The 22,916-nt window shown below is 73.2% G+C and carries 21 protein-coding genes and 1 pseudogene; 3 read left to right on the forward strand and 19 right to left on the reverse strand.

The annotated features are described in order from the left end of the window. The first annotated feature begins 135 nt into the window (after nt 1–135). Nucleotides 136–1,398 (forward strand): arginine deiminase, encoded by a 1,263-nt coding sequence (locus tag ACZ6O2_RS13665; RefSeq protein WP_466023040.1) that lies wholly within the window; start codon nt 136–138, stop codon nt 1,396–1,398. 99 nt (nt 1,399–1,497) lie between these two features. On the opposite strand, the gene ACZ6O2_RS13670 is transcribed toward ACZ6O2_RS13665, so the two are convergent. The 19 genes and pseudogenes from ACZ6O2_RS13670 to ACZ6O2_RS13760 all read right to left on the reverse strand — a co-directional run bounded on the left by ACZ6O2_RS13670 (nt 1,498) and on the right by ACZ6O2_RS13760 (nt 20,849). Beyond that, on the reverse strand, nt 1,498–2,382 hold the full coding sequence (locus ACZ6O2_RS13670) for a DUF5926 family protein (protein WP_466023041.1): 885 nt from the start codon (nt 2,380–2,382) through the stop codon (nt 1,498–1,500). A 61-nt stretch (nt 2,383–2,443) separates the two neighbouring features. After that, nucleotides 2,444–2,860 carry an ATP-binding protein gene (locus ACZ6O2_RS13675; RefSeq protein ID WP_350702728.1) on the reverse strand — a complete coding sequence of 139 codons (417 nt, stop codon included), beginning with the start codon at nt 2,858–2,860 and terminating at the stop codon, nt 2,444–2,446. A gap of 43 nt (nt 2,861–2,903) precedes the next feature. Beyond that, complete coding sequence (locus tag ACZ6O2_RS13680) at nt 2,904–4,385, reverse strand: PAS domain-containing sensor histidine kinase (protein ID WP_350702582.1); 1,482 nt, start codon at nt 4,383–4,385, stop codon at nt 2,904–2,906. Between the two features lie 118 nt (nt 4,386–4,503). Then, nucleotides 4,504–5,295 carry a glycerophosphodiester phosphodiesterase gene (locus ACZ6O2_RS13685; protein ID WP_350702584.1) on the reverse strand — a complete coding sequence of 264 codons (792 nt, stop codon included), beginning with the start codon at nt 5,293–5,295 and terminating at the stop codon, nt 4,504–4,506. A 9-nt stretch (nt 5,296–5,304) separates the two neighbouring features. Next, nucleotides 5,305–5,640 (reverse strand): rhodanese-like domain-containing protein, encoded by a 336-nt coding sequence (locus ACZ6O2_RS13690; RefSeq protein ID WP_350702586.1) that lies wholly within the window; start codon nt 5,638–5,640, stop codon nt 5,305–5,307. 83 nt (nt 5,641–5,723) lie between these two features. Then, the gene (locus ACZ6O2_RS13695) at nt 5,724–6,809 is read right to left on the reverse strand and encodes an LCP family protein (RefSeq protein WP_466023042.1); all 1,086 of its coding nucleotides are present in this window, start codon (nt 6,807–6,809) and stop codon (nt 5,724–5,726) included. Between the two features lie 86 nt (nt 6,810–6,895). After that, complete coding sequence (locus ACZ6O2_RS13700) at nt 6,896–8,110, reverse strand: LCP family protein (RefSeq protein ID WP_350702588.1); 1,215 nt, start codon at nt 8,108–8,110, stop codon at nt 6,896–6,898. A 236-nt stretch (nt 8,111–8,346) separates the two neighbouring features. Next, nucleotides 8,347–9,582, reverse strand: a complete 1,236-nt coding sequence (locus ACZ6O2_RS13705; RefSeq protein ID WP_466023043.1) for an LCP family protein — start codon at nt 9,580–9,582, stop codon at nt 8,347–8,349. 78 nt (nt 9,583–9,660) lie between these two features. After that, nucleotides 9,661–10,638, reverse strand: a complete 978-nt coding sequence (locus ACZ6O2_RS13710) for a UDP-glucuronic acid decarboxylase family protein (protein WP_357450479.1) — start codon at nt 10,636–10,638, stop codon at nt 9,661–9,663. Between the two features lie 86 nt (nt 10,639–10,724). Then, entirely contained in the window at nt 10,725–12,398 is a 1,674-nt protein-coding gene (locus ACZ6O2_RS13715; protein ID WP_466023044.1) for a solute symporter family protein, read from the reverse strand. Further along, nucleotides 12,376–12,747 carry a DUF485 domain-containing protein gene (locus ACZ6O2_RS13720; protein WP_350702596.1) on the reverse strand — a complete coding sequence of 124 codons (372 nt, stop codon included), beginning with the start codon at nt 12,745–12,747 and terminating at the stop codon, nt 12,376–12,378. Before ACZ6O2_RS13720 ends, ACZ6O2_RS13715 begins: the two co-directional genes overlap by 23 nt. A 314-nt stretch (nt 12,748–13,061) precedes the next feature. Beyond that, a pseudogene (locus tag ACZ6O2_RS13725) lies at nt 13,062–13,607 on the reverse strand (flavin reductase family protein); the annotation flags it as partial. A gap of 131 nt (nt 13,608–13,738) precedes the next feature. After that, a complete protein-coding gene (locus ACZ6O2_RS13730; RefSeq protein ID WP_466023045.1) occupies nt 13,739–14,230 on the reverse strand; it encodes an SRPBCC family protein in 492 nt (163 codons plus the stop codon). Between the two features lie 68 nt (nt 14,231–14,298). After that, nucleotides 14,299–15,555, reverse strand: a complete 1,257-nt coding sequence (locus tag ACZ6O2_RS13735; protein WP_466023046.1) for a hypothetical protein — start codon at nt 15,553–15,555, stop codon at nt 14,299–14,301. Then, the gene (locus tag ACZ6O2_RS13740) at nt 15,548–16,102 is read right to left on the reverse strand and encodes a sigma-70 family RNA polymerase sigma factor (RefSeq protein ID WP_466023047.1); all 555 of its coding nucleotides are present in this window, start codon (nt 16,100–16,102) and stop codon (nt 15,548–15,550) included. The genes ACZ6O2_RS13735 and ACZ6O2_RS13740 overlap by 8 nt, the downstream gene beginning before the upstream one ends. Nucleotides 16,103–16,201: 99 nt before the next feature. Continuing rightward, on the reverse strand, nt 16,202–17,902 hold the full coding sequence (locus ACZ6O2_RS13745) for an ABC transporter permease (protein WP_466023048.1): 1,701 nt from the start codon (nt 17,900–17,902) through the stop codon (nt 16,202–16,204). Further along, nucleotides 17,887–18,651, reverse strand: coding sequence for an ABC transporter ATP-binding protein (locus tag ACZ6O2_RS13750; RefSeq protein WP_350702602.1), 765 nt, complete (start codon nt 18,649–18,651; stop codon nt 17,887–17,889). Before ACZ6O2_RS13750 ends, ACZ6O2_RS13745 begins: the two co-directional genes overlap by 16 nt. Before the next feature lie 97 nt (nt 18,652–18,748). Beyond that, nucleotides 18,749–20,389, reverse strand: a complete 1,641-nt coding sequence (locus tag ACZ6O2_RS13755) for a sodium/solute symporter (protein WP_350702604.1) — start codon at nt 20,387–20,389, stop codon at nt 18,749–18,751. A 1-nt stretch (nt 20,390) separates the two neighbouring features. Further along, nucleotides 20,391–20,849, reverse strand: a complete 459-nt coding sequence (locus tag ACZ6O2_RS13760) for a DUF485 domain-containing protein (protein ID WP_466023049.1) — start codon at nt 20,847–20,849, stop codon at nt 20,391–20,393. Between the two features lie 256 nt (nt 20,850–21,105). Between ACZ6O2_RS13760 and ACZ6O2_RS13765 the strand changes: the two genes are divergently transcribed. After that, complete coding sequence (locus ACZ6O2_RS13765; RefSeq protein WP_466023050.1) at nt 21,106–21,669, forward strand: RNA polymerase sigma factor; 564 nt, start codon at nt 21,106–21,108, stop codon at nt 21,667–21,669. After that, a complete protein-coding gene (locus ACZ6O2_RS13770) occupies nt 21,656–22,891 on the forward strand; it encodes a WD40/YVTN/BNR-like repeat-containing protein (RefSeq protein ID WP_466023051.1) in 1,236 nt (411 codons plus the stop codon). Before ACZ6O2_RS13765 ends, ACZ6O2_RS13770 begins: the two co-directional genes overlap by 14 nt. Nucleotides 22,892–22,916 lie beyond the last annotated feature (25 nt).

Raw genomic sequence — 22,916 nt, forward strand, 5'->3', positions numbered from 1 at the left:
GAAGTTATGACCTCACTACCCTACGTTGCCAGTCCCCCGTGTCGGCAAGTTGGAACGCCGGAGTGAGTGCGGATGAATGCCATATTCATCCACCACTGTTTTATCGGATGCCGCCAAACCCTGCCCTACGCTGCGATGGTGACCCACTACGTGGACAGCGAAGTCGGCCGGCTCGGCACCGTGCTGCTGCACCGGCCCGGCCCGGAACTCGCCCGGCTCACCCCACGCAACAACGACTCGCTGCTCTTCGACGGCATCCCCTGGGTGGGGCGCGCCCAGGAGGAACACGACGCCTTCGCCGCCGCCCTGCGCGAGCGCGGGGTCGAGGTGCTCTACCTCGCCACCCTGCTGGCCGAGACGCTCGCCGTGGCCGACGCGCGGGCCGAGCTGACCGAGGAGGTGCTGCGCTCGCCCCGGCTCGGCGACTCGCTGCGCGCCCGGGTCGCCGACCACCTCGCGTACCTCGACCCGGCCGCGCTCGCCGACGTGCTCATCGCCGGGCTGGCCCACGAGGAACTGCGGGTCAGCCCGGAACGGCCGGGCGGCCTGGTCTACACCCTGATGGACCGGCACGACTTCGTCATCGACCCGCTGCCCAACCTGCTCTTCACCCGGGACTCCTCGCTCTGGATCGGCGACCGGGTCGGGGTGACCAGCCTGGCGATGCCGGCCCGGCGGCGGGAGACCACGCTGACCGATGCGATCTACCGGCACCACCCGCGCTTCGCCGGCACCGAGTTCGTTTACCACCCGGAACTGGAGCACCTGGAGGGCGGCGACGTGCTGCTGCTCGCGCCCGGGGTGCTGGCCGTCGGCGTGGGCGAGCGGACCACCCCGGCCGGCGCGGAACGCCTCGCCCGGCAGGTCTTCGCCGCCGGGCTGGCGCACACCATCCTCGTCGTGCCGATCGCCCAGGAGCGGGCGACCATGCACCTGGACACCGTCTGCACGATGGTGGACGTCGACGCCGTGCTGATGTATCCGAACATCGCCCACACCCTGTCGGCGTACACGGTGATCGCCGGGGCGGACGGGGAGGACCCGCGGGTGGACGGTCCGGCGCCGTTCCTGCGGGCCGCCGCCGACGCGATGGACCTGGCCCAGCTCCGGGTGATCGACACCGGCCTGGACCCGGTCACCGCGGAACGCGAGCAGTGGGACGACGGCAACAACACCCTCGCCCTCGCGCCCCGGCTCTGCGTGGGCTACGAGCGCAACACCGAGACCAACGCGCAACTGGAGCGGGCCGGCATCGAGGTCATCCCGATAGCCGGCTCCGAACTCGGCTCCGGCCGGGGCGGGCCGCGCTGCATGTCCTGCCCCCTGGTCCGCGAGCCGCTCGGCGGTGAAGGAAGGGCCCTTCCGCACGTTTCCGGTAGCGGAAGGCACCCTTCCTGACCCTCGGGCGTCGGCGGGCGGCCGCCGCCGTGCCGACGCCTAGGACGAGCCGGGCGGCCGGACGCCCCGCCGACGCCGGAAAGCGGGGCGGGGCGGGGCTCAGCGCAGGGTGAGCTGGCGGCCGAGCAGGCCGTGCCGGGCGCGCCGGCCGGCGGCGTCCAGCGGGGCGGAATCGGCGAGCGCCTCGGCGTACCGCTTGGCGAACTCGGTGACCGGCTGCTCCCAGTCGGCAGCCGGGACGTCCTCGGGCAGGTCCCAGACCGGCACCAGCCGACCGTGTGCCCGGAACATGCCGGCGAACCGGGTGTTCTCGCCGAGCGTCAGCGTGCCGGCCACGCTCAGCCGGGCCAGCGCGTCCAGCGCGGCGTCCTCGTCGTCGGGCAGCACCCAGCGCACGTGCGCCTTCTCCGGCACCTGGCACCAGTACGCGGCCGGGGCGGCGGCGAGCCGGACGGTCGGGTAGATCGCGGCGTTCGCGCGTTCCAGGGACGCCTGCACGGTCGGGTCGTCGCCGGCCCCCGGGTCGAGCCAGAACTCGAACCCGTCGTGCATCGTGATCTCCAGCGGACCGTCGACCAGGACGTCCTGCAGGCGGGGGCCCGGTCCGGGCAGCGGCGGCACGGCCACCGGGCTGCCCGGCTCGGCCCGCAGCGCGCAGAGCAGCGCCTCGGCCAGGTCCCGGGAGACGTCGCCGGACTGCTGGTGGCGCTGGAGCCCGACGAGGACCCGGCCGTCCGGTTTCGTCACGGCCGGGGCGGCCATCGGCAGCACGGTGGCGAGGACGACCTCGCGGTCACCGAACTCCTCGACCAGGGCGGGGGCGAGCCGCAGCGGCGCGGAGGCGGCCGGCACCAGCTCGCGCAGGGCGATCCACTCCGGCTCGTCGGTCAGCCCCTCGAACGGTCGGGGCACGAAGATGTCGCGCACCTTCTCCCGCTTGGGGGTGGCTTCGGCGGCCCGCTGGCTCTTTCGACGCTTGCTCACGGCGACACAGCCTAGAGGCCGCAGCCGGCCGGCGTGGGCAGGACCCGCCTGTCGGGGACGGTCAGCCGGCGACGGCCAGGTCCGACCGGGTGACGTCGGCCGGGTCGAACTCGGCCCACACGCTCTGGCCCAGGCCGTCGCGCTCGACGCCCCAGCGGTCGGCCAGCCCCGCGACGATGTGCAGGCCGCGGCCGTCGACGGCGTCCGTGTCGGCCACCCGCATCCGCGGGCCCGCGGCGGCGCCGCCGTCGGTGACCCGGAGCTGCACCTGCTGGCCGGCGGCGGAGGTGCGCAGTCGCCAGGCCACCCGGACCACCCCGCCGGGCAGCGGGTCGGCGTGCCGGACCGCGTTGCCGACCAGCTCGGCCAGGACCGCGACCAGGTCGGCCAGGAGTGGCGGGGGTACGACGCCGGTCAGCTCGTCGGCGAGCCGGTGCCGCGCCTGCCGCGCCCCCGTGGCGTGGTGGGGCACCACCACGCACCATGCCCGTTCGGCAGCTCCCGTCGACACCCTCGCCCCTTCACGCCCCGCCGCCCGTCGCCGGTCCCCCGCGCGGCAGCCGCACCTCTGCGACCGTACCGCCACCGGCCCTCGGCCGGAGGAATACCCATCCATTCTGCTGTTCAACGATCCGGCGGACGAGATAGAGACCGAGACCGGCCCCGGGATAGCGGCGGCGGTCGCCCGACTCCCCCTGCCAGAACCGGTCGAACGCGCGCTCCACGTGCTCCGGCCGGATGCCGATGCCGCGGTCGCTGACCCGGAAGGACACGGTCGCCCCGTCCGCGTCCGCGCTGATCTCGACGGGGGAGTCGGGCGGGGAGTACTTGCCGGCGTTCGTGCACAGCTCCGTCAGCACGGTGGCCAGGCTGGGCCGGTGGCCGAGCGCCTTCGGCAGGTTGACCGGGAGGCGGAGGACGAGCCGGTGCCGCAGCTCCGCCGGCAGGTCGGTCACCGTCGCGCGCAGCGCGTCGCCGAGGTCGTACGGGGCGGGCGGCTCGTCGCCCGGGCCCGGCTCGGCGGCGGCGGAGAGCAGCCGGTCGACCAGCCGGGCCAGCTCGTTGGCGCGCTGCCCGATGACCCGGGCGGCCTGCCGCCGGTCGGTCTCGGTCAGCGACTCCCAGTGGTCGGTGAGCGTGTCGGCGTAGCCCTTGATCACGGTCACCGGCGTACGCAGCTCGTGGCTGGTCACGGCGACGAAGAGATCCCGGTCGTGGTCGCGCCGCTGCTGGTCGGTGACGTCGCGGAAGGTCACCACGTGCAGGGTGCCGGGGCCGGGCAGCTCCCCGGAGGTGATCTTGAGCCAGCGGCCGTCCGGCAGCCGGTGGTCGAGCACCTGCCCGGACGGCGGCAGCGGGAAGGGCAGCGGCCGGTTGAGCGCCTCGGCCGCGGAACGGCCGGTGACCTGGGCGGCGGCCGGGTTCCAGAGCCGCACGTGCCCGTCCTGGTCGACCACGGCCAGCCCGTCCGCCAGCGCCGCGACCACCGGGCCGTCGCCGTGCACCGGCAGCCCGGTCTGGTCGCCGTACATGTGGGCGATGCAGGAGGCGATGTAGCCCATCGCGTCGTGCCGGCCGGCGTCCCGCGCCCCGTCCTCGCCCGGGTAGAGCGCGTGCAGGCTGCCGACGGTCAGCCCGCCGATCTCCGCGCGGGCGACCACCATCCGGAGCAGGCCGCGCGCGGCCAGCTCACCGGCGAGCCTGCCGGTGAGCCGGTCCGTCCGGACCTGGCGTACCCGGGTGCCGGAGAGCAGGCAGGCGACGGCCGGGTCATCGGGCGGGACGGGGCGGCCGATGATCCACTCGACGGCGCCGGCGGCGGCGATCACCCGGCCACCCGTCGGCGCGAACTCGACGAAGGCCATGCCCGCCGCGTCGAGCGTGGGCCGGACCACCCGGAGCAGTTGGGTGAGGACGGGGACGCCGGCGCCGCCGGAGTTGATCGAGTCGATCACCGCGGTGTGGCCGGCGATGAGAGCGGAGAGGTCGGTGCGCTCCGGCATGCCCCGAGTGTGCCCCGACGGTCGGTTTCCGGACACCCCTGCCCGGCCGGATCCCGCCCATCGGTCCGGGCCGCCCGCGTCGGGCCGGGCGGGCCGGGGACGCGGTCCGGGCGCGCGGTCAGCGGCCCAGGTGGGCCAGCGCGTGCGCCGGCCGGTCGGTGATGATGCCGTCCACCCCGGCGGACAGGACGAGGTCCAGGTCGGCCGGCTCGTTGACGGTCCACACGTAGACCTGGTTGCCCGCTGCCCGCAACGCGGGCACGAGCTGCGGGCGGGCCCGCACCAGCGCCACGCCGGGCCCGGCGATCCGGGCGCCGAAGGGCAGCCGCCCTGCCCGCAGCCAGGGCGGCAGCACCTCCAGCAGCAGCACCGTGGGCAGCGCGGGGGCCAGCTCCCGCGCCCGGCGTACGGCCAGCGCGGAGAACGACATGACGGTGACGCGTACCGGATCGTCCGGTTTCGGCTCGGCCAGGCCGTACCGGCGCAGCAGCGCGACGAGCCGGCGCTCGACGTCGCCGCCGTAGCGGGAGGGGTGCTTGGTCTCCACGAGCAGCCGGACCGGCCGCCCGGCGGCGAGCACCGCGTCCAGCAGCCGCTCCAGGGTGAGCAGCCGGGTGTGCGACTCGTCCAGCACCTCGTCCCCGTCGGCGGGCACGCAGCGGGGGTGCCAGGAGCCGAAGTCCAGCGCCTCCAGCTCGGCGAGGGTACGCGTGCTCACCAGGCCCTGGCCGTTGCTGGTGCGGTCGAGCCGGCGGTCGTGCACGCAGACCAGGTGCCCGTCCCGGGTCAGCCGGACGTCGCACTCCAGCCCGTCCGCACCCTCGTCGAGGGCGCGCAGGTAGGCGGCGAGGGTGTGCTCGGGCAGGTCGTACGAGGAGCCGCGGTGCGCGAAGACCAGGGGTGCGCCCATCCCGCCCGCCTAGAGGACGTGGCCCGGCTGCCCGTTCCCGCCGACGACGGGTCTCCCGGCGGCGGCCCACTCGTCCATCCCGCCCGCGACGTTGCGCACCTGGTCCCAGCCGTTGCGCATCAGGTAGGCGACGACCTGGGCGGAGCGCCCGCCGGAGCGGCAGATGACGGCGACGTCGCGGTCGGCGGGCACCTCCGCGATCCGGGCCGGCAGCTCCATCATCGGCAGGTGGTGCGCGCCGGGAGCGTGGCCGGCGGCCCACTCGTCGTCCTCCCGGACGTCGAGCAGGTAGGTGTCGTCGGCGATCTCGGGCACGGTCACGGTGGGAACCTGGGGTCCGAACACGCGCCAAGCCTAGAACCTCGCCCGGCCGACCGTCGGCGGGCGGTCGGTGCGGCCGGGTCCGGCGAGGTGGGGCGTCCCGAATGTCACAGTCGGGTGACCCACCGGGGGTTGGCCCGGGCCCACTCCGGAACCTGGGTGCCGCGGACCGCCTCGAACAGCCCGTTCCCGCCGTTGTCGAGGACCACGTACGACACCTGGTCGATGGTCTGCGGGTGGGAGGGGACCTGCACGCCGCGCAGCGCGTCGGCCGGCAGGTCGCGCAGCGCGAGGACCAGGTCCTCCAGCGGTACGCCGTTGGTGTCCACGGTCAGTGAGCTGCCCACCGCCCGGATCACCTGGTCGAGCTTGACGGGATTGGTCCGCAGTGACGTCTCGTTCGTGCGCTCCAGCAGGGCCCGGAGCAGTTGCTGCTGGTGCGTCTGCCGGTCGTAGTCGCCGCCGGGCAGGTCGTAGCGTTGGCGGACGTAGTCCAGCGCCTCGCCGCCGTCCATCTGCTGGCAGCCGGGGTGGAAGACCCGGTCGGTGTGGATCGAGCGGACCTCGGTGTCCACGCACATGCGTACCCCGCCGAGCAGGTCGATGACCTTGCGGAAGCCGGAGAAGTCGATCAGTGCGGCGCCGTCGAAGCGGATCCCGGTCAGCCGGGCCAGGGTGGCCGAGAGCAGCCGGGTGCCGGGCTCGCCGCCCCCGCCGTGCTCGTACGCCGCGTTGATCTTGTCCTGTCCGCCGCCGAAGCCGTTGCCGGGCGGGATGGCGACCAGCAGGTCCCGGGGGACGGAGACGAGGTACGCCTCGCGCCCACCGGCGGGCACGTGCACGATGAGGATGCTGTCCGACCGGCGGTCCGCCGCGCTGCCGCTCTGCCACCGGTCGGTCCCCACGAGCAGGTAGTTCAGCGGCCCGTGGGGGTCGGTCCGCGCCCGCCGGGCGGTCGGGTCGAGCAACTGCTCCCGCACCACGGTGCGCTCGTACCGGTCGCCGAGCACCCGGAGGCCGACCACAGCGAGCCCGGCCAGCAGCACCACGGCCACACCGAGGCCGAGCAGGACACGGGGCCAGCGGGCGCGGCGCGGCCGGGCGGCCCGGGCGTCGGCCCCGGTCCGTGCCCGACCGTCGCGCGCCGATCTGGACGTGACTCCTCCCCGCGGCCGTACGTGAATCTCTCTCACGTCAGGCTACGGGTGGCTCCGTGGTCCCGGGCCGCTTCACCGAGTTTGCCCGGCCGCCGCGCTCGGGCGGCCGGGCAGAGCCGGCGCTATTTGCGGCTGGATATCACCTGAGGGTTGGCGAAGACGAACTCGGCCAGCTTGTCCTGCTTGACCGCGTGGAACATGTCCAGCGTCTCCTGGCTCAGCGTCTCCCGGCTGCCGTCGCCGTGGAAGGTGCCGCCGTTGGTCTTCAGCATGACCAGGTCGTTGCCGGTGACGCCGCGCATCGTGAAGACGAAGTCGGCGACGGGCACCCCGCCGGCGTCGAGGATGAACGCCTTGCCGGCCGCCTTGATCAGCTCGTTGAGCTTGAGCGGGTTGGTCAGCGTGCCGTTCTCCGTGGCCTTCTTCGCCATCGCCTTGATCAGCTGCTGCTGGTTCTGCTGGCGGTCGTAGTCGCCGTTCTTCAGGGACTTGCGCTGGCGGGAGTAGTCCAGCGCCGCCCAGCCCTCCATCTCCCGGCAGCCCTTCTTGTGCACCACCGGGGTCATCCGCTTGCCGGTCTTCTTGGCGTCCGCGTTCCACATCGGCTTGCCGTCGACGTACGACATGTGGATCGACTGGACCTCCTGGCTGACGCAGATGCGCACCGAGCCGAGGGTTTCGATGATGTTCTTGAAGCCGCCGAAGTTGATGATCGCGGCGCCGTCGAAGCTGATCCCGGTCATCTTCTTGATCGTCTGTGCCATCAACTGCGCGCCGCCCTCCCAGCCGCCGCCGTTGCGGGCGCCGGCCTGGAACGCGGCGTTGATCTTGTCGACCCCGCCGGAGTAGCCGCTCTTCTTGAAGGCCGGGATCTGGGCCTCCGTGTCGCGCGGGATCGAGATCAGGTACGCCTGGTCGTGCGTCGCGGGAATGTGCAGCACGATGATGCTGTCCGCCCGGACGTCGTCGGCGGCCCACCGCTCCCGGGCGTCCACGCCGAGGAGCAGCATGTCGATCGGGCCGTCCAGGTTGGCACCGCCCTCGGCGTCCGACTTGCCCGCGTCGCCCAGCAGGTTGCGCTGGGCGATGTTGCCGGTGGCCTTGCTGATCAGGGCCTTGCTGCCGACGATCGCGACGCCGCTGGTCATCATCAGCACGGCACCGAGGATCAGGGTGAGTCGGGCCCAGAGCGGGTCCTTGCGGCGCGACCGCTTCTTCGCGGGCCCGCCGCCTGTCTTTCCGCCCTTCCCGGGCTTGGTGGGGGTGGTCGTGGCGGCCCGCGCCGGGCCGCCGGGGGACTCCAGCGCCGGAGGGCGACGGCTGGTCTGAACCGGCATGCGTGCTCCAGCTCGCGTGATCAGGGGGCGGGATCACTGTACGGACGCTTTCCCGTCCTGGGTAGTTCGTCGGGGCGTCAATTGGCGTTGTCCCGGCCGTCATTCGGGAAAACTGTCCAAACGTCCAGATCGATACGACCGGTCGGCCGTTGGCTCACAGGAAACGCGAAGCCGGCCCCCGACCCGCGATGACGTCCGTCGATCACGGGTGGGGGCCGGCGTCGATGCGGAGCGGGTCAGTTCCCGGTGCCGTCGGCCTTCTGGTTGGCCTTCACCCACGCGGCCAGGGTGTCGGCGGACATCGCCTTGTACATGGCCAGCGCCTTCTCCCTGTCCGAGACCACCACGGATTCCCCGTTGATGGTCTGGCTGCCGACGTGCGGGCTGGTCACGAAGGTGAGGTTCTCGCCCCGCAGGTTGCGGAACTGCACCGCCATGTCGACCAGCGAGAAGCCCTCGTCGACGGTGACCGCGGCGGTCACCGACTTGAGGAAGTCGTTCAGCTTCTTCGGATTGGTCAGCGTGCCCGTGCTCGCCGCCTTGTCCATCAGCGCGCGGAGGAACTCCTGCTGGTGGCGCATCCGGGCGAAGTCGCCGTCCGGGAACTGCTTGCGCTGCCGGATCCAGTCCAGCGCCTCGGCGCCGTCCATGTGGTTGGTGCCCTTGGTGAAGGTCCGGTACGGCTTGTGGATCGAGGTGATGGTCCGTTCGACCTTCAGGTCGACGCCGCCCAGGGCGTCGGTGACCTGCTTGAAGCCGGCGAAGTCGATCGCCATCACGTGGTCGAGCCGCACGTCGGTGAAGCACTCCACCGTCCGGACGGCCAGCGGCAGCCCGCCGAACGCGAACGCCGCGTTGATCTTCCCGCGCTGGCCGGAGCCGCACTCCGCGTTGGCGCCCTCGGGGATCGGCACGTAGAGGTCGCGGGGGATGGAGACCAGGTAGGCCTGCTGGTGGTCGGACGGAATGTGCATCACGATGATCGTGTCGGCCCGCCACTTGCTGGACTGGTCCACCGGGGCGTCCGGGTCCCGCGAGTCGCTGCCGACCAGCAGGATGTTCAGCGCGCCGTCCACCGCCTTGGCCGGCCGGCCGCCGGTGATCTCGGAGAACGGGTCGGTGCGGGCCAGGTCGTCGTTCAGGCTCCGGGCGTAGAACCAGGCGCCGGCCCCGCCCAGGAGCGCGAGCACCAGCACGGCCACGCCGGCCACCAGGCCGATCCGGCCCCACCGGGGACGCACGCCGCGCCGCCCCGGGCGGTCGGGGCCGCCGGGGCCACCCGGTCGGCCAGGGCCAACCGGACCCGACGGGCCACCCGGGCCGCCGGCCCGCGGCTCGTCGGGCGACGGGTACCAGCGGGCCTCGGCCGGCCGGGCACGGCCGGCGTCCCGGCCGGAGCCGGGCACCGACGCGCGCCCGGCGCTGCGGTGCAGGTGTGGGAGCGGGACACCGGCGGGGGTGGTCGCTGACATGTAACTCAGGGTACGTACGTCCGGCCACAGTCGCCTTCAGGCGAAGCCGGCGTTTGCCGGCGTCGCCCGGGCGGTCGGTTACCCTAGCCGCTCGCGGAAGTACTCGATCGTGCGCCGGAGGCCGTCTTCGGGCGCCACGGTCGGCTCGTAGCCGAGCAGTTCACGGGCGAGGGTCAGGTCGGGGCGACGCATCTCCGGGTCGTCGGCGCTGCGCGTGATGTAGGTCACCTCGGAGCTGCTGCCGCAGAGTGACACGATCGTCTCGGCGAGTTGCCGCATGCTCATCTCGTGCTCGGTGCCGCAGTTGATCGGCCCCGTCTCGCGGGAGTCGAGCAGCAGCAGGATCCCGCGGACCAGGTCCGCCACGTAGCAGATCGAGCGGGTCTGGTTGCCGGTGCCGTGCACGGTGATCGGCTCCCCGCGCAGCGCCTGGGAGATGAACGTCGGAATGGCGCGGCCGTCGTCCGGCCGCATCCGGGGGCCGTACGTGTTGAAGATCCGGACGATCGCGGCGTCCAACCCACGGCTGCGGTGGTAGGCCATGGTGGCCGCCTCGGAGAAGCGCTTCGCCTCGTCGTAGACGCTGCGGATGCCGATCGGGTTGACGTTGCCCCAGTACGTCTCGCGCTGCGGGTGCTCCTTCGGGTCCCCGTACGCCTCGGAGGTGGAGGCCATCAGGAACCGGGCGCCGTCGGCGACCGCGCGGTCCAGCAGGTGCAGGGTGCCCACCGAGCCGACCCGGAGGATCTCCACCGGCAGCTTCTCGAAATCCGTCGGGCTCGCCGGGGATGCCATGTGCAGGATGGCGTCGAACCGCTCGGCCATGGCCGGGTGGTGGGTCGGCAGTCCGTCGGAGATGTCGGCCTCGACCAGCGTGAACCTCGGCTCGTCCGCCAGGTGGGCGACGTTCTCCTTGGACCCGGTGACGAAGTTGTCCAGGGCGACCACCGTGCAGCCGCGGGCGATCAGCGCGTCGACCAGGTGCGACGGTACGAAACCGGCGCCGCCGGTGACGAGGACACGGTGACCACTTCCGAAGCGCGCAGCAACGTTCATGCCGGTCAGCCTACCCATCGTCCCGGTCCCGCACCGGGCGTGGCGGGAGGGGTCCCCGGCGCCGGGGACCCCTCCGTCGGGTGGGGTCAGTGGGCACCGGCGCCGGTGAGTGCGCGCACCTCCAGCTCGGCGTACTTCTCCTCGTCGTGTTCCGTCGAGATCATGGTCCCGAACCAGCCGCACAGGAAGCCGAACGGGATGGAGAGGATGCCCGGGTTGGACAGCGGGAACCACTGCCAGTCATGGTTCGGGAACATCGACGTGGGCGCCCCCGAGACCACCGGCGAGAAGAACACCAGCAGGACGGCGGAGAGCAGGCCGCCGTAGATGGCCCAGACCGCGCCCGAGGTGTTGAACCGCTTCCAGAACAGGCTGTAGAGGATCGCCGGCAGGTTGCCCGAGGCGGCCACCGCGAAGGCGAGCGCCACCAGGAACGCCACGTTCAGGTTCTGCGCGTAGATCGACAGGACGATCGAGATCGCGCCGATCACCAGGGCGGAGACGCGGGCGACCCGCACCTCCTGCCGCTCCGACGCCGACCCGTTCTTGATCACGTTGGCGTAGAAGTCGTGCGCCAGGCTCGACGAGGAGGCCAGGGTCAGGCCGGCCACCACGGCCAGGATGGTGGCGAAGGCGACCGCCGCGATGATCGCCAGGAGGGTCGCCCCGCCCAGGTCGCCGCCGAGGAAGTCGATGCCGAGCGCCTCGGCGAGCTGCGGCGCGGCCGTGTTGCCCGCCTTGTCCTGTGCCGTGATCGCCTCGCCGCCCACCAGCGCCGCGGCGCCGAAGCCGAGCGCCAGGGTCAGCAGGTAGAAGGTGCCGATGATGCCGATCGCCCAGAGCACGCTCTTGCGGGCCGCCTTGGCGGTCGGGACGGTGTAGAACCGGATCAGGATGTGCGGCAGGCCGGCCGTGCCGAGCACCAGCGCGATGCCGAGCGAGAGCAGGTCCATCTTGCTGTAGAAGGTCTTCAGCGCGTCGCCGGGCGTGTCGACGCCGTACCGCAGCCCGGGTTCCAGGAAGGCGCTCCCCTTGCCGGAGGCGGCGGCGGCATCGCCGAGCAGCGCCGACAGGTTGAACTTGTAGTGCGCCAGCACCAGCACGGTCATCACCAGCGCGCCGCCCATGAGCAGGAACGCCTTGACGATCTGCACGTAGGTGGTGCCCTTCATGCCGCCCACCGTGACGTAGATGATCATCAGGGCGCCGACCATGATGATGGTGGCGACCTTGGCGGTGTCCGCGTCCATGCCGAGGAACGTGGTGCCCGGCTTGATGCCGAGCAGCAACGCGACCAGCGCGCCCGCGCCCACCATCTGGGCCAGCAGGTAGAAGATCGACACGGTGATGGTGGAGACCGCCGCAGCGGTACGCACCGGGCGCTGACGCATCCGGAAGGCCAGCACGTCGGCCATCGTGTAGCGGCCGGAGTTCCGCAGCAGCTCCGCGACCAGCAGCAGGGCCACCAGCCAGGCGACCAGGAAGCCGATCGAGTAGAGGAAGCCGTCGTAGCCGTAGAGGGCGATGATGCCGGCGATGCCGAGGAACGAGGCGGCCGACATGTAGTCGCCGCCGATCGCCATGCCGTTCTGGAAGCCGGAGAAGGACCGCCCGCCGGCGTAGAAGTCGGTGGCGGTCTTGGTCTGCCGGCTGGCCCAGATGGTGATGGCCAGGGTCACCGCCACGAAGACCAGGAACAGGGTGATGGTGAGGTTGCGGGCCGTGGTGCTGCCCGCCTCAGCCGCGAGGACCGTGTTCATGCGTCACCTCCCCGATCTCGGCGCGGATCCGGTCGGCGACCGGATCGATCCTCCGGTCGGCGAACCGGGAGTAGAGCCAGGCGATCACGAAGGTGGAGACGAACTGGAGCAGGCCGAAGACGAGGGCGACGTTGATGTTGCTGCCGAACAGCTTCGTGCCCATGAAGTCCCGCGCGTACGCGGACAGGATCACGTAGAGCGCGTACCACAGGAAGAAGGCGACAGTCATCGGGAAGACGAAGCCGCGCAGCGCGCGACGCAACCCGGCGAACTCGTCCGACCGTTGTACGGCGAGGTACCGGTCCGCCGCTGACGCGGAGGGCGCGGACGCGGGTGTGTCCGTGGACATTTGTGGATCACCACCTTCACAGGCGTCGGGGTTTTCGCGCACGGTAGAAAGCGCGCTCCCCGCCGGGGAAGGCTGAGATCGACGCCGGTCGGCGGCTGCGCCGAACGGCACGGTGGCTGCGCCGAGTGACGCAACTCACTCCGCTGAACGGTCGTCGGGGTCGAACCGCCGGCCCGGCGCCGGTCCCGTCTCCGGACCGGTGGTCGCCGGTCACGACGGGCCACGAACCGGTGGTCGCCGGTCACGACGAGCCACGGGCCGGTGGCCCGGGCCGGGTGCTCCGCGGCCAGTCGTCCGGGACGTGCCGGTCCTCGTCAGGTCAGCTCGCGGTACCGGCCCCGGTAGTGCAGCAGCGGATCCGTCTCCCCGGTCAGCTCGACGGCCTCGACGGTGGCCTCCACCAGCAGGCCCCAGCCGTACTCGCGGGCGGCGTCGAGCCGGCATCCCGCCCAGCCCCCGGCGTCGGTCGGCACCGGACCGTAGGGCGTGTCGGTCCACGCCCCGGTGGCGAAGAGACCGCCCGGCGACGGGAAGAGGCCGGCGAACCGGTCGGCGAGCTGCCGGTGCGACGGGTTCAGCGGGGCCACCGCGAAGCGGCCGGCGGACTCGACCGCCGCCCACAGGTCCGACTCCGGGTCGACCAGGCCGAGCAGCCGGTCCGGCTCGCCCTCCGCCACCAGCGTCGACGACACCGTCAGGCCCGCCGGCCCGGGCGCCGTCCAGAGGGTCACCGGCGAGGCCAGCCGGCCCCGCAACCGGCGTACGGGGGAGCGCTGCCCGGCGGGCACGGCGAACGGGTCGGTGTGGTGGATCTCGGCGCCCGGCTCATGATTCACGTGAAACATTGTGCCGCCCCCTGCTCACCCCGATGATCAATTGATGGAAAACCGCTGCCCAGTGCCGTCTGCGCCTGGTTTCCGTCAACTGATCATGACGGCTCGGGCAGGCCGGTCGGGCATGCCTGATTCGGGCCGAGGCGTACCCCTGCTGCTCAGTCGTCGGTGAGGGCGCGGCGGGCGGCGGCCAGCACCTCGGGATCCGTGCAGCCGGCGGCGTAACCGGCGATCCGGCGACGGATGTCCCGGCGGAGCAGCCAGACCCCGATCCGGTCGGCGACCGGACGCAGGAATGCCGGACGGCAGCGGAAGCTGTACCGCCAGGTGGCGACCGTCCACCCCGGCTCGGACGCGGGCGCGAAGCGCCAGCCGCCGGCGAACATCTCGAAGAACCACGGGCCACTCACCATCTTCATGCCGACGTGGCTCGGTGGCGCCCAGGAGACGTACTCGCTGACCATGGCCAGTCCGTGTCGGGAGCGGGTGAAGGTGCGCACGCCCTTTCCGGGGCGGGTCGCCCCGCCGGTGAAGTGCTGCTCCCTGACGAACGGGTCCCAGCGGTAGCGGACCGGCGCGGTGGTCTGCGAGACCGCGAAGGCCAACTCGGGTGGCACCGGCACGGTCGCCACCGCCTCGACGACGGGCATCCGGCCATTGTGTCGCCGCCCGGCAACCCGCTTGGCGCGGGTTGCCGGGCGGTCCGGCCGGGTGCGACTCATTCGGTCACGATCAGGCTGCCGGTCACGAGGCTGTTCTTGTGGGTGCCGCTCGGCTCCGGATAGGTGGCCCCCTCACTCCCACTCCAGAACACCGTCGCCCGGTACTCGCCGGCCTTGCCGGCACCCAGCCCGGGGCGTCGGACCGAGACGGACAGGTCGAGCGCCACGGTCTCCGTGACCGCCAGCGCAGCCAGGCGACAGGTGAGGGTGATGGTGTGGTCGGTGGAGACGAACCTGCTGCAACCCCTGGGGAGCGGGGTGACGTCGAACCCTGCCGGGAGGTACACCCTCACCTGCGGTTCCGTGGCTGGCTGCGGTCCTTGGTTACCGACGGTCAGGCGGAGGACGCCCTCTGCCTGATCATCGTCCACCCGGGCGAGTCGCAGCTCGCCGCCGCTGATCGCCAGGTCGGTGATCCGCGGGTTGGCCGGGAAGGCGGTGGGCCCGCCCGACTGGACGAAACGCTCGCCCGACCAGGAGTAGGCCCGCCATTGGCGCTGCGCGAGGCTGTCCGGGATGCCGTCGCTCGAGAAGTCGACCACCTCCGCCTCCACGGCGGAACCGGCCGGCCGGATCCGGCGGATGCCCGCGATGTCGCCGGTCTCGGCGACCACCAGGCCCGTCGTCACGATGGCGCCGGACCGGTCCCGGTCGAACGCGAGCACCCGTGACTCGCTCATCTCCAGCCCGCTGCAGTTGATGAGCGCGGCCGTCTCCTGCGCCCCGTCGCGGTCCAGGTCGGCGTGGACGACCTGGAGAATCCTGACCTGGAGTTCCGCGTCGGGCGAGAGCCGGGCGCGGCCGTCGGAGAACCGGACCCGTCCCGCCGGGCAGTGCTCCCGCAGGTACGCCGGCCAGGCCGGCAGGTCGAGGGTGCTGTTTCCGAGTTCTCGCTCACCGACGCGCCCATCCGGCGGCGGCGCGGCGGGACTCGACGTCGCCGACGGGCTCTCGCAGCGAATGGCGAACGCGCTGTCGCAGATCGACGGGGTGGGTGCCGTGGTGGCGGGCGAGGTGGGCGTGGGGGTCCCGGCCGGCGGCGCCGGAGGCTCCCGGTCGAGCCAGGTGCCGGCGAACGCCGGAGTGGCCACCAGCACCGCCGCCAGCACGCCGGAGGCGACGACCCGGGTCGTACGGCGCCGGCGGGCGACCTGGCGTGCTGCCGCGACGCCGGGCGGTACCACCAGCGGGCCGCCGGAGGTGTAGGCGGCGAAGCGGTCGTCCAGGTTCGGTGAAGTGTCGTGCTCAGACATGGGGCTCCTCCGTCCGCGAGTCGGAGAGGGCGGTGGCGAGCGCGGTGCGGCCCCGGTGCAGCCAGGACTTCACCGTCCCGGGGGCGACCCCCTCCTGGTCGGCGATGTCGGCGATGCTGAGGTCGGCCACGTGGAAGAGCACGACGGCTCGCCGCTGGGTCTCGGGCAGGGTCGCGAGGGCGCGGGCGAGCGCGACCCGTTCCGGACCGGGCCCCTCGACCACTTCTTCGCGATGGAACCTCGCGTGGGCGCGGGCGGCCCGCAGCCGGCGCCACCGGTTGCGCACCACGTTCATGGCGACGGTGCGGACCCAGGCCGCCGGGCGGTCGTACCGGACCAACCGGTCCCACCGGGTCCAGGCGCGGCTGAACGCCTCCTGCACGGCGTCCTGCGCCTGGCCGATGTCGGCTGTGTACGCGTACAGCTGGAGCATCAGCGGTTGGAAGTTCGCCGCGTAGAACTCCTCGAAGCTGTCGCCCACGCCCCCCGTGGCCGTGGGTGACCGCTTTTCCCGGACGTCGCCGGGGTCGTGCTCCCGCACCATCACGATGGCGCCTCCCCTGCTGCTCGGCCGCTGGTCGCGGCTCTGCCCAGCACACCCCGGGTGGACGGTGCAGGTTGCAGCCGATCGAGTGTCGCCTTCGCGTCAGCGGCGGGGAGTGACCGTGGCGAGCAGTTCGGGCATGCGGCGGTCCAGCACGTCGCCGGCCAGGTACGCGCCGAGCAGCGCGGCGCCCAGGCCGTACGCCGCGCCGACCGGCAGGGCCAGCCAGAGCCAGACGTCGCCGAGCAGCCCGGCGGCCACCACCATCGGCACCGCGGCGACCGCCGAGGCGAGCATGGACAGCAGGGTGAGGAAGCTCTTCGCCACCCCGGCGCCGCTGTTCAGCGCGAACGGGTTGCTCGTCTCCGGCAGCGAGTACGCCCCGAGCACCGAGACGAAGGTGTTGACGGCGAGCCCCGCGCCGTAGGTGGCGATCAGGGTGCCCGCCATCAGCCCGATCCAGCCGGGCTCGCCGAGGACCACCGCCACGACCACGGAGATCACCGCCAGCATCGGCAGCAGGTAGATCGAGAACGCGGCCATCCGGGCGCGCAGCTCCATCTGCCCCGGCACGCCCGCCACCACGTTTGCGGCGTACGCGCTGCCGTCGAAGCCGAACTGGTTGGCCAGGGTGACCGCGGCGAGCAGGCCCACGAAGAGCATCGACAGGCTGACCAGCACCGGCGACGCCGCGTCGGGGACGGTGAACCCCTGCTCCGCCCCCACGCTGAAGCCCGAGCCGCCGAGGTTGACCATGACCGGCACGAAGAGGCCGACGACCGCGACGGTGATCAGGTTGGCCCGCCGCCGGGCGTCCCGCCACCAGTAGCGGGCCTCCCGGGCGACCAGCGCGCCGAACCGGTCCCGGCGGGCCCAGCCGACCGCGCGCGGGAAGAGTTGGGCGACCGCCCCGCCTGCCACGCCGCGTCGGTCCCGGGCCGGGCCGGCGCTGGCCGCACCCACCATGGCCGACTCGAGCGAGCGGGACCACCAGGCCAGCAGCGCGACGATCGCCGCCGCCGTGATCAGCAGCTTCACCGGCGCGGCCCAGGCGCGGCCCTCGGCCACGTCGATGCCGGCCGTCCAGGGGGCGCCGAACGGCGTCCAGCCGATCACCTCGGCCACGCCGTCGAGCCGGTCCCAGTTCGCGTCCCCGAGGGCGGCGACGCCCGCGAGTTGCAACGGGCCGAGCAGTGCGGCGAGCACGGCGAGCAGCACGGCGGCCAGGTCACGGACCCGGCGGGACCGCAGCGCCGTGGCGAACGCGCTGGTGACCGCCCGGGCCCCCGCGACGCAGAGCAGTAGCCCGGCGACCACCCCGACCGACATCACCGCGGCGGCGGACCAGCCGCCGAGCGCCCCGGCGGTGACCACCAGCCCGGAGAGGGCCAGCAGCACCGCGAGCGTGGGGACGCTGACGAAGGCGGCGGCGAACAGGCCGGTGACCAGCGTGCGGCGGGGCAGCGGCAGCAACGCGAACCGGGCCGGGTCCAGCGTCTCGTCCACCCCGAAGAAGACCAGCGGCAGCAGCAGCCAGCCGAGCACGGCCAAGCCGCCGCCGAGGGAGGCGACCATCAGCGCGTAGCGGCCCCCGTCGGCCAGGCCCGGCGCGGCGAAGAGGAAGAAGCCGGTGCCGCCGAGCCAGAGGCCGGCCAGCACGCCGGCCACGAAGAGGCCGACCCGCCAGCTCTGGCCCCGGAAGTTGTTGCCCATCACCCGCAGCTTGAGCCGGACGAAGTGCCGGGCGGAGACCCGTCGGACCGCTGTCGCCGGGCTGGTCGGGTGCGTCACCGCGACAGCCACGCCAGCTCCTCACCGGTCGCCGTGCGGCCGCCGACCACCTCGACGAAGACCTGCTCCAGCGGCCGGCCACCGCGCACCTCGTCGATGGTGCCGACCCGCTTGATGGTGCCCGCCGCCAGGATCGCCACGTGCGAGCAGAGCCGCTCGACGACCTCCATGACGTGGCTGGAGAAGACGACCGTCCCGCCCCCGGTCACGTACCGGTGCAGGATGTCCCGGATCAGCGCGGCCGACACCGGGTCGACCGCTTCGAAGGGCTCGTCCAGCACGAGCAGCCGGGGCCCGTGCAGCAGCGCGCAGGCCAGGCCGATCTTCTTCTTCATGCCGGCGGAGTAGTCGACCACCAGGGTCCGCCCGGCGTCGCCGAGCGCGAGCACGTCCAGCAGCTCCGCCGCCCGCTGGTCGACCACCGCCGGGTCCATGCCCCGCAGCAGGCCGTGGTACGCGAGCAGCTCCGCGCCGCTGAGCCGGTCGAAGAGGCGTACGCCGTCCGGCATCACGCCGAGCAGCTGCTTCGCGGCCACCGGGTCGGCCCAGACGTCGTGCCCCAGCACCCACGCCCCACCGGCGTCGGGCCGGAGCAGGCCGACCGCCATGGACAGGGTGGTCGTCTTGCCGGCGCCGTTCGGGCCGAGCAGGCCGTAGAAGGAGCCGGCCGGGACGTCCAGGTCGACACCGGCCACCGCGACCTTGCCGTCGAACTGTTTGGCCAGGCCACGGAGGGAGAGAGCCGGGTGCTCAGCAGTCATGGGTCCGACCGTATCCGGCGTCGGCCGGCCACCGGTCCGGCCGCAGGATGATCCCCCGGTCATCCCCGAGGCGTACCCGGGGCGTGACGGCGGTCGCTCACAGCCGCAGCGCCTCCGGCGCGTGCAGCCGGAGCATGGTGGCCCCGACGTCGGCCGGAGCCCGGCGGCGGGTCGCCACGGACACCGCCACCATCACGGTGAAGGCCAGCGGCACCGTCCACGCGGCCGGCTGCGCGGTGAGCGTGGCCGGCCAGCCGGACAGCGGCGGGCCGAGCACGGTGACCAGCACCGCCCCGACCGCAGCCCCGCCGCCGACCAGGATCCCGGCGGCGGCGCCGAGGTCGGTCAGCCCGCGCCACCAGATGCCGAGCACCAGCAGCGGGCAGAAGCTGGACGCGGCGACCGCGAACGCCAGCCCGACCACCTGGGACACGTCCAGCCCGGCGAGGTTGAGCGCGAGCACCGCCGGCACGCCGCCGGCGATCACCGTGGCCAGCCGGAACCCGCGGACCGAGCCCCGGCCGAGCACGTCGGTCGAGATCACCCCGGCGACGCTGGTGAGCAGCCCGGACGAGGTGGACAGGAAGGCCGCGAACGCGCCGGCCGCGACCAGCGCGGCGAGCAGCCGCCCGGTGGCCCCGTCGCCCAGCGCGGCGCCGGGCAGCAGCACCACCACCGCGTCCGTCTGGCCGGTGACCAGCAGTTGCGGGGTGTAGATCCGGCCGAGCACCCCGTAGATGGTGGGCAGCAGGTAGAACGCGCCGACCAGGGCCAGCACCACCAGCGTGGTGCGCCGGGCGGCCGCGCCGTCCGGGTTGGTGTAGAAGCGCACCAGCACGTGCGGCAGCCCCATGGTGCCGAGGAAGGTGGCCAGGATCAGCGAGTAGGTCGCGAACAGGCCCCGGTCGTCGTCCCCGGCGGTGCTCGGCAGCAGCCAGTCGGCCGCGTCGGTGGCCACCCCGGAGACCTCCGGCACCGGGTCACCGGCGGCGAACGACAGCTCGTCGCCGGGGCGTACCTCCCGGATCTGGCCGTCGGGAAGGGTGAGGGTCGCGCGGTGCTCGACCACGACGGTGGTCGCGGTCCGGAACGCCGGCCCGTCGGGCGGGGTCACCGCCGGCCGGGCGTCGGCCTGCCACTGCAACGCCAGGAAGATCGCCGGTACGGCGAGCGCGGTCAGCTTCAGCCAGTACTGGAAGGCCTGGACGAAGGTGATCGCGCGCATGCCGCCGAGCGCCACGTTCGCGGTGACCACCACGGCCACCAGCAGGGCCCCCAGGGGGTACGGCGAGCCGGTCACCGTGGCCAGCGTCAGCCCCGCCCCCTGGAGCTGCGGCACGAGGTAGAGCCAGCCGATGAAGATCACGAAGGCGGTGGCGAGGGTGCGCAGCCGGCGCGAGCCGAGCCGCAGCTCGCAGAAGTCCGGCAGGGTGAACGCCCCGGAGCGGCGCAGCGGCGCGGCCACGAAGAGCAGCAGCGCGAGGTAGCCGGCGGCGAAGCCCACCGGATACCAGAGCACGTCGACGCCGTACTTGAGGATCAGCCCGGCGACGCCGAGGAAGCTCGCCGCCGAGAGGTACTCCCCGCCGATCGCCGCCGCGTTCCAGGTCGGGCTGATCGCCCGCGAGGCGACCAGGAAGTCGGAGGTGGTGCGCGCCAGCCGCAGCCCGTAGAAGCCGATGCCGACGGTGACCAGGGTGACCGCCACGATCGCCGGGACGACGAGATCGTTGCCCACGTCAGCGCTCCGGCCGCTGGACGAGGTCGGTGAAGTCCTGCTCGTTCCGTTCGGCGAGCCGCACGTACGCCCAGCCGACCGCGATCAGGAACGGGAACGAGACCACGCCGAGCAGCAGCCAGGGCAGGTTGACGCCGAGCACGGTGATCCGGCCGACGTCGGGCGCGATGGCGAACAGCCACGGCAACCCGCCGAGCCCGATCGCCACCACCAGGGAGAGCCGCAGGGCCAGCGCGAACTGGGCCCGGACCAACCCCCGGACGAGCGCCTCGCCGACCCGGGTCTGCTGGGCCAACTCAGCGCGGGTGAGCTGCGCCCGGTCCTCCCGGCGGGACACCTCGGCCAGCACGATCCGGGCCCGGGGCTGGGCGGTCGGAGTCTGCCGCGGCACCCCCGTCCGCCCCGGTGTTTCGGGCCGGCCCGACCGGGGCGCCGGGACGGGATCGTCGGCAGCGGCCACCCCGGCAGTCTGGCCCGATCACCGCGATTGTCAAGGGCAGCGGTCGCCCCTGCCACACCCGCCGCGAGCGTCCCAGCCGTGACGCGGTCGCGGCCGTCGCGCCCGCCGCAGCCGGTGTGATGGTGGTCCACACCGGGCTGTGCACAACCTGTGGAGAACGCGTCACCCCTGTGGATAACTCCGTGAGAATGTCTCGATCGGCCGGGGAACCTGCCGCCGCGCTCGTGGGTGGGATAGGTGGAGAAGGGAGGTGACGGTGTCCGACGGCGATCTGATCTCGGAGCTCTACGCCGGGTGTTTCCGCCGGCTCGTGGTGCAGCTCTACGCGGTGACCGGCGACCTGAGCGAGGCGCAGGAGGCGGTCCAGGAGGCGTTCACCAGGGCGCTGGCCGCGCCCCGGCGCTTCGCCCGGCTGGAGAACCCGGAGTCGTGGCTGCGGCGGGTCGCGGTGAACGTGGCCCGCAGCCGGTACCGGCGACGGCGGGTGCTCGACGGGCTGCTGCGCCGGATCGGCCCGCCGCCCGCCGTCGCCGACCGCGCGCCGGAGCACCTCGCGTTGCTGGCCGCGCTGCGCGGGCTGCCCGACGGGCAGCGGCACGCGCTCGCCCTGCACTACCTGGTCGACCTGCCGGTCGACGAGGTGGCGGCGACGCTCGGCGTCTCCGCCGGCACGGTCAAGTCCCGCCTGTCCCGCGGCCGGCAGGCGCTGGCGGCGCTGCTCACCGACGACCGCGACCACGAGTCTCGGCGCGACCGCGACCAGGAGCACGCCGACACCACCGAGACCACGCAGACCGGGAGGGCCGATGTCCGATCGTGAGTTCACCGGGTTCGACGTCGAGACCGTCGCAGACGCCGTCCGTCAGCCGCCGCTCGGCGACCTCCGGCGCGCGGCGCGACTGCGTCGTCGACGCCGGGCGGCCGGCGTCGGGTCGGCGGTCGCGCTGGCGCTCGGCGGTACGGCGGTCGCCCCGTTCACCGGGCACGGGGGCGGGGTGGACTGGGCCGGTCCGGACCCCACCGACCCGCCGGCCGACCCTCGCGTGAGCCATCTGGTCGTGCTCTCCGAGCGGTCGGCGGTGGCGGTGGAGGAAACCGACAACGATTGTCGGCTGAGCTTCACGGCCACCACCGACGCCGGGCGTACCTGGTCGGGCTGGCGCACCAACTACCTCGACGGCCCGTGCAGGTCGGACGCGGAGGGACGCCGCACCTCGGACGTCTGGTTCACCGTGCTCGACGAGCGGCGGTACCTGGTCAGCATCGACGGCAGCCAGGTCGTCTCGCTGGACGCCGGCCTCACCTGGCGGAGTCTCGCGTCGGTGGCGACCGAGGTCCGCGCCTTCCCCGAGAACGCCCGTCCGGCGCGCTGCGCGGGATCCTGCGGGGCGATGCCGCGCCCGCTGGCGGTCGATTCGAGCACCTGGCGGGTGTACCGGCTCACGGACGCGCCCGGGGAGGCCGTGCCGCAGACGGTGGACCAGGCCGATGACGGCGCTCTCTGGCTCATGTCGCCCGCGCCCGACCACGGTGCGCCCCCCTCGGTCGCCCTCAGCGTCGACCGGGGAGCGACCTGGCGCACGTCGACGGTGCCCGAGGGCGTGTGGGCGAGCTCGTTGGTCGCCGTGAGCGCGCAGGAGGCGTACGTGCTGGGCGGGACCATGTCCGCCGACCCGCACGGGGAGCGACCCGCCGGTCCGGCCCGGCTGCTGCACACCACGGACGGCGGCCGGTCCTGGGCGGATGTCGGCACCGACCTCCCCTCGACGGACCTGGTCCGGGGGATCACCCGGGGCGCGAACGGGGCTCTGCTCGTCGGCGACGTGACGCAGGACGGCGCCACGTCGTTCGTGTGGATCAGCCGGGACGGCGGGCGGCACTTCAGCCGGAGCACGCGGACCGGCAACGAGGGCACGTCGTTCGGCACGTCCCGGGGACTGGTCTGGCTGGCCGATCGGGAGGACCCCACCGACGCCAACTCGGTCGTCGTCCACATCAGTGCCGACGGTGAGAACTGGAGCCGGCTGACGTTGCCCCGGTGAGTGGAGGCGGGACGGCCGGGATACC

It is taken from the genome of Micromonospora sp. NPDC048040, from assembly GCF_055587185.1.

Bases quoted from the DNA above. Each gene is read 5' to 3' on its own strand.
- ACZ6O2_RS13665 (WP_466023040.1), top strand. From the start codon at position 136: ATGGTGACCCACTACGTGGACAGCGAAGTCGGCCGGCTCGGCACCGTG.
- ACZ6O2_RS13680 (WP_350702582.1), bottom strand. From the start codon at position 4,385: ATGCCGGAGCGCACCGACCTCTCCGCTCTCATCGCCGGCCACACCGCG.
- ACZ6O2_RS13685 (WP_350702584.1), bottom strand. From the start codon at position 5,295: ATGGGCGCACCCCTGGTCTTCGCGCACCGCGGCTCCTCGTACGACCTG.
- ACZ6O2_RS13700 (WP_350702588.1), bottom strand. From the start codon at position 8,110: ATGCCGGTTCAGACCAGCCGTCGCCCTCCGGCGCTGGAGTCCCCCGGC.
- ACZ6O2_RS13705 (WP_466023043.1), bottom strand. From the start codon at position 9,582: ATGTCAGCGACCACCCCCGCCGGTGTCCCGCTCCCACACCTGCACCGC.
- ACZ6O2_RS13710 (WP_357450479.1), bottom strand. From the start codon at position 10,638: ATGAACGTTGCTGCGCGCTTCGGAAGTGGTCACCGTGTCCTCGTCACC.
- ACZ6O2_RS13715 (WP_466023044.1), bottom strand. From the start codon at position 12,398: ATGAACACGGTCCTCGCGGCTGAGGCGGGCAGCACCACGGCCCGCAAC.
- ACZ6O2_RS13720 (WP_350702596.1), bottom strand. From the start codon at position 12,747: ATGTCCACGGACACACCCGCGTCCGCGCCCTCCGCGTCAGCGGCGGAC.
- ACZ6O2_RS13730 (WP_466023045.1), bottom strand. From the start codon at position 14,230: ATGCCCGTCGTCGAGGCGGTGGCGACCGTGCCGGTGCCACCCGAGTTG.
- ACZ6O2_RS13735 (WP_466023046.1), bottom strand. From the start codon at position 15,555: ATGTCTGAGCACGACACTTCACCGAACCTGGACGACCGCTTCGCCGCC.
- ACZ6O2_RS13750 (WP_350702602.1), bottom strand. From the start codon at position 18,651: ATGACTGCTGAGCACCCGGCTCTCTCCCTCCGTGGCCTGGCCAAACAG.
- ACZ6O2_RS13770 (WP_466023051.1), top strand. From the start codon at position 21,656: ATGTCCGATCGTGAGTTCACCGGGTTCGACGTCGAGACCGTCGCAGAC.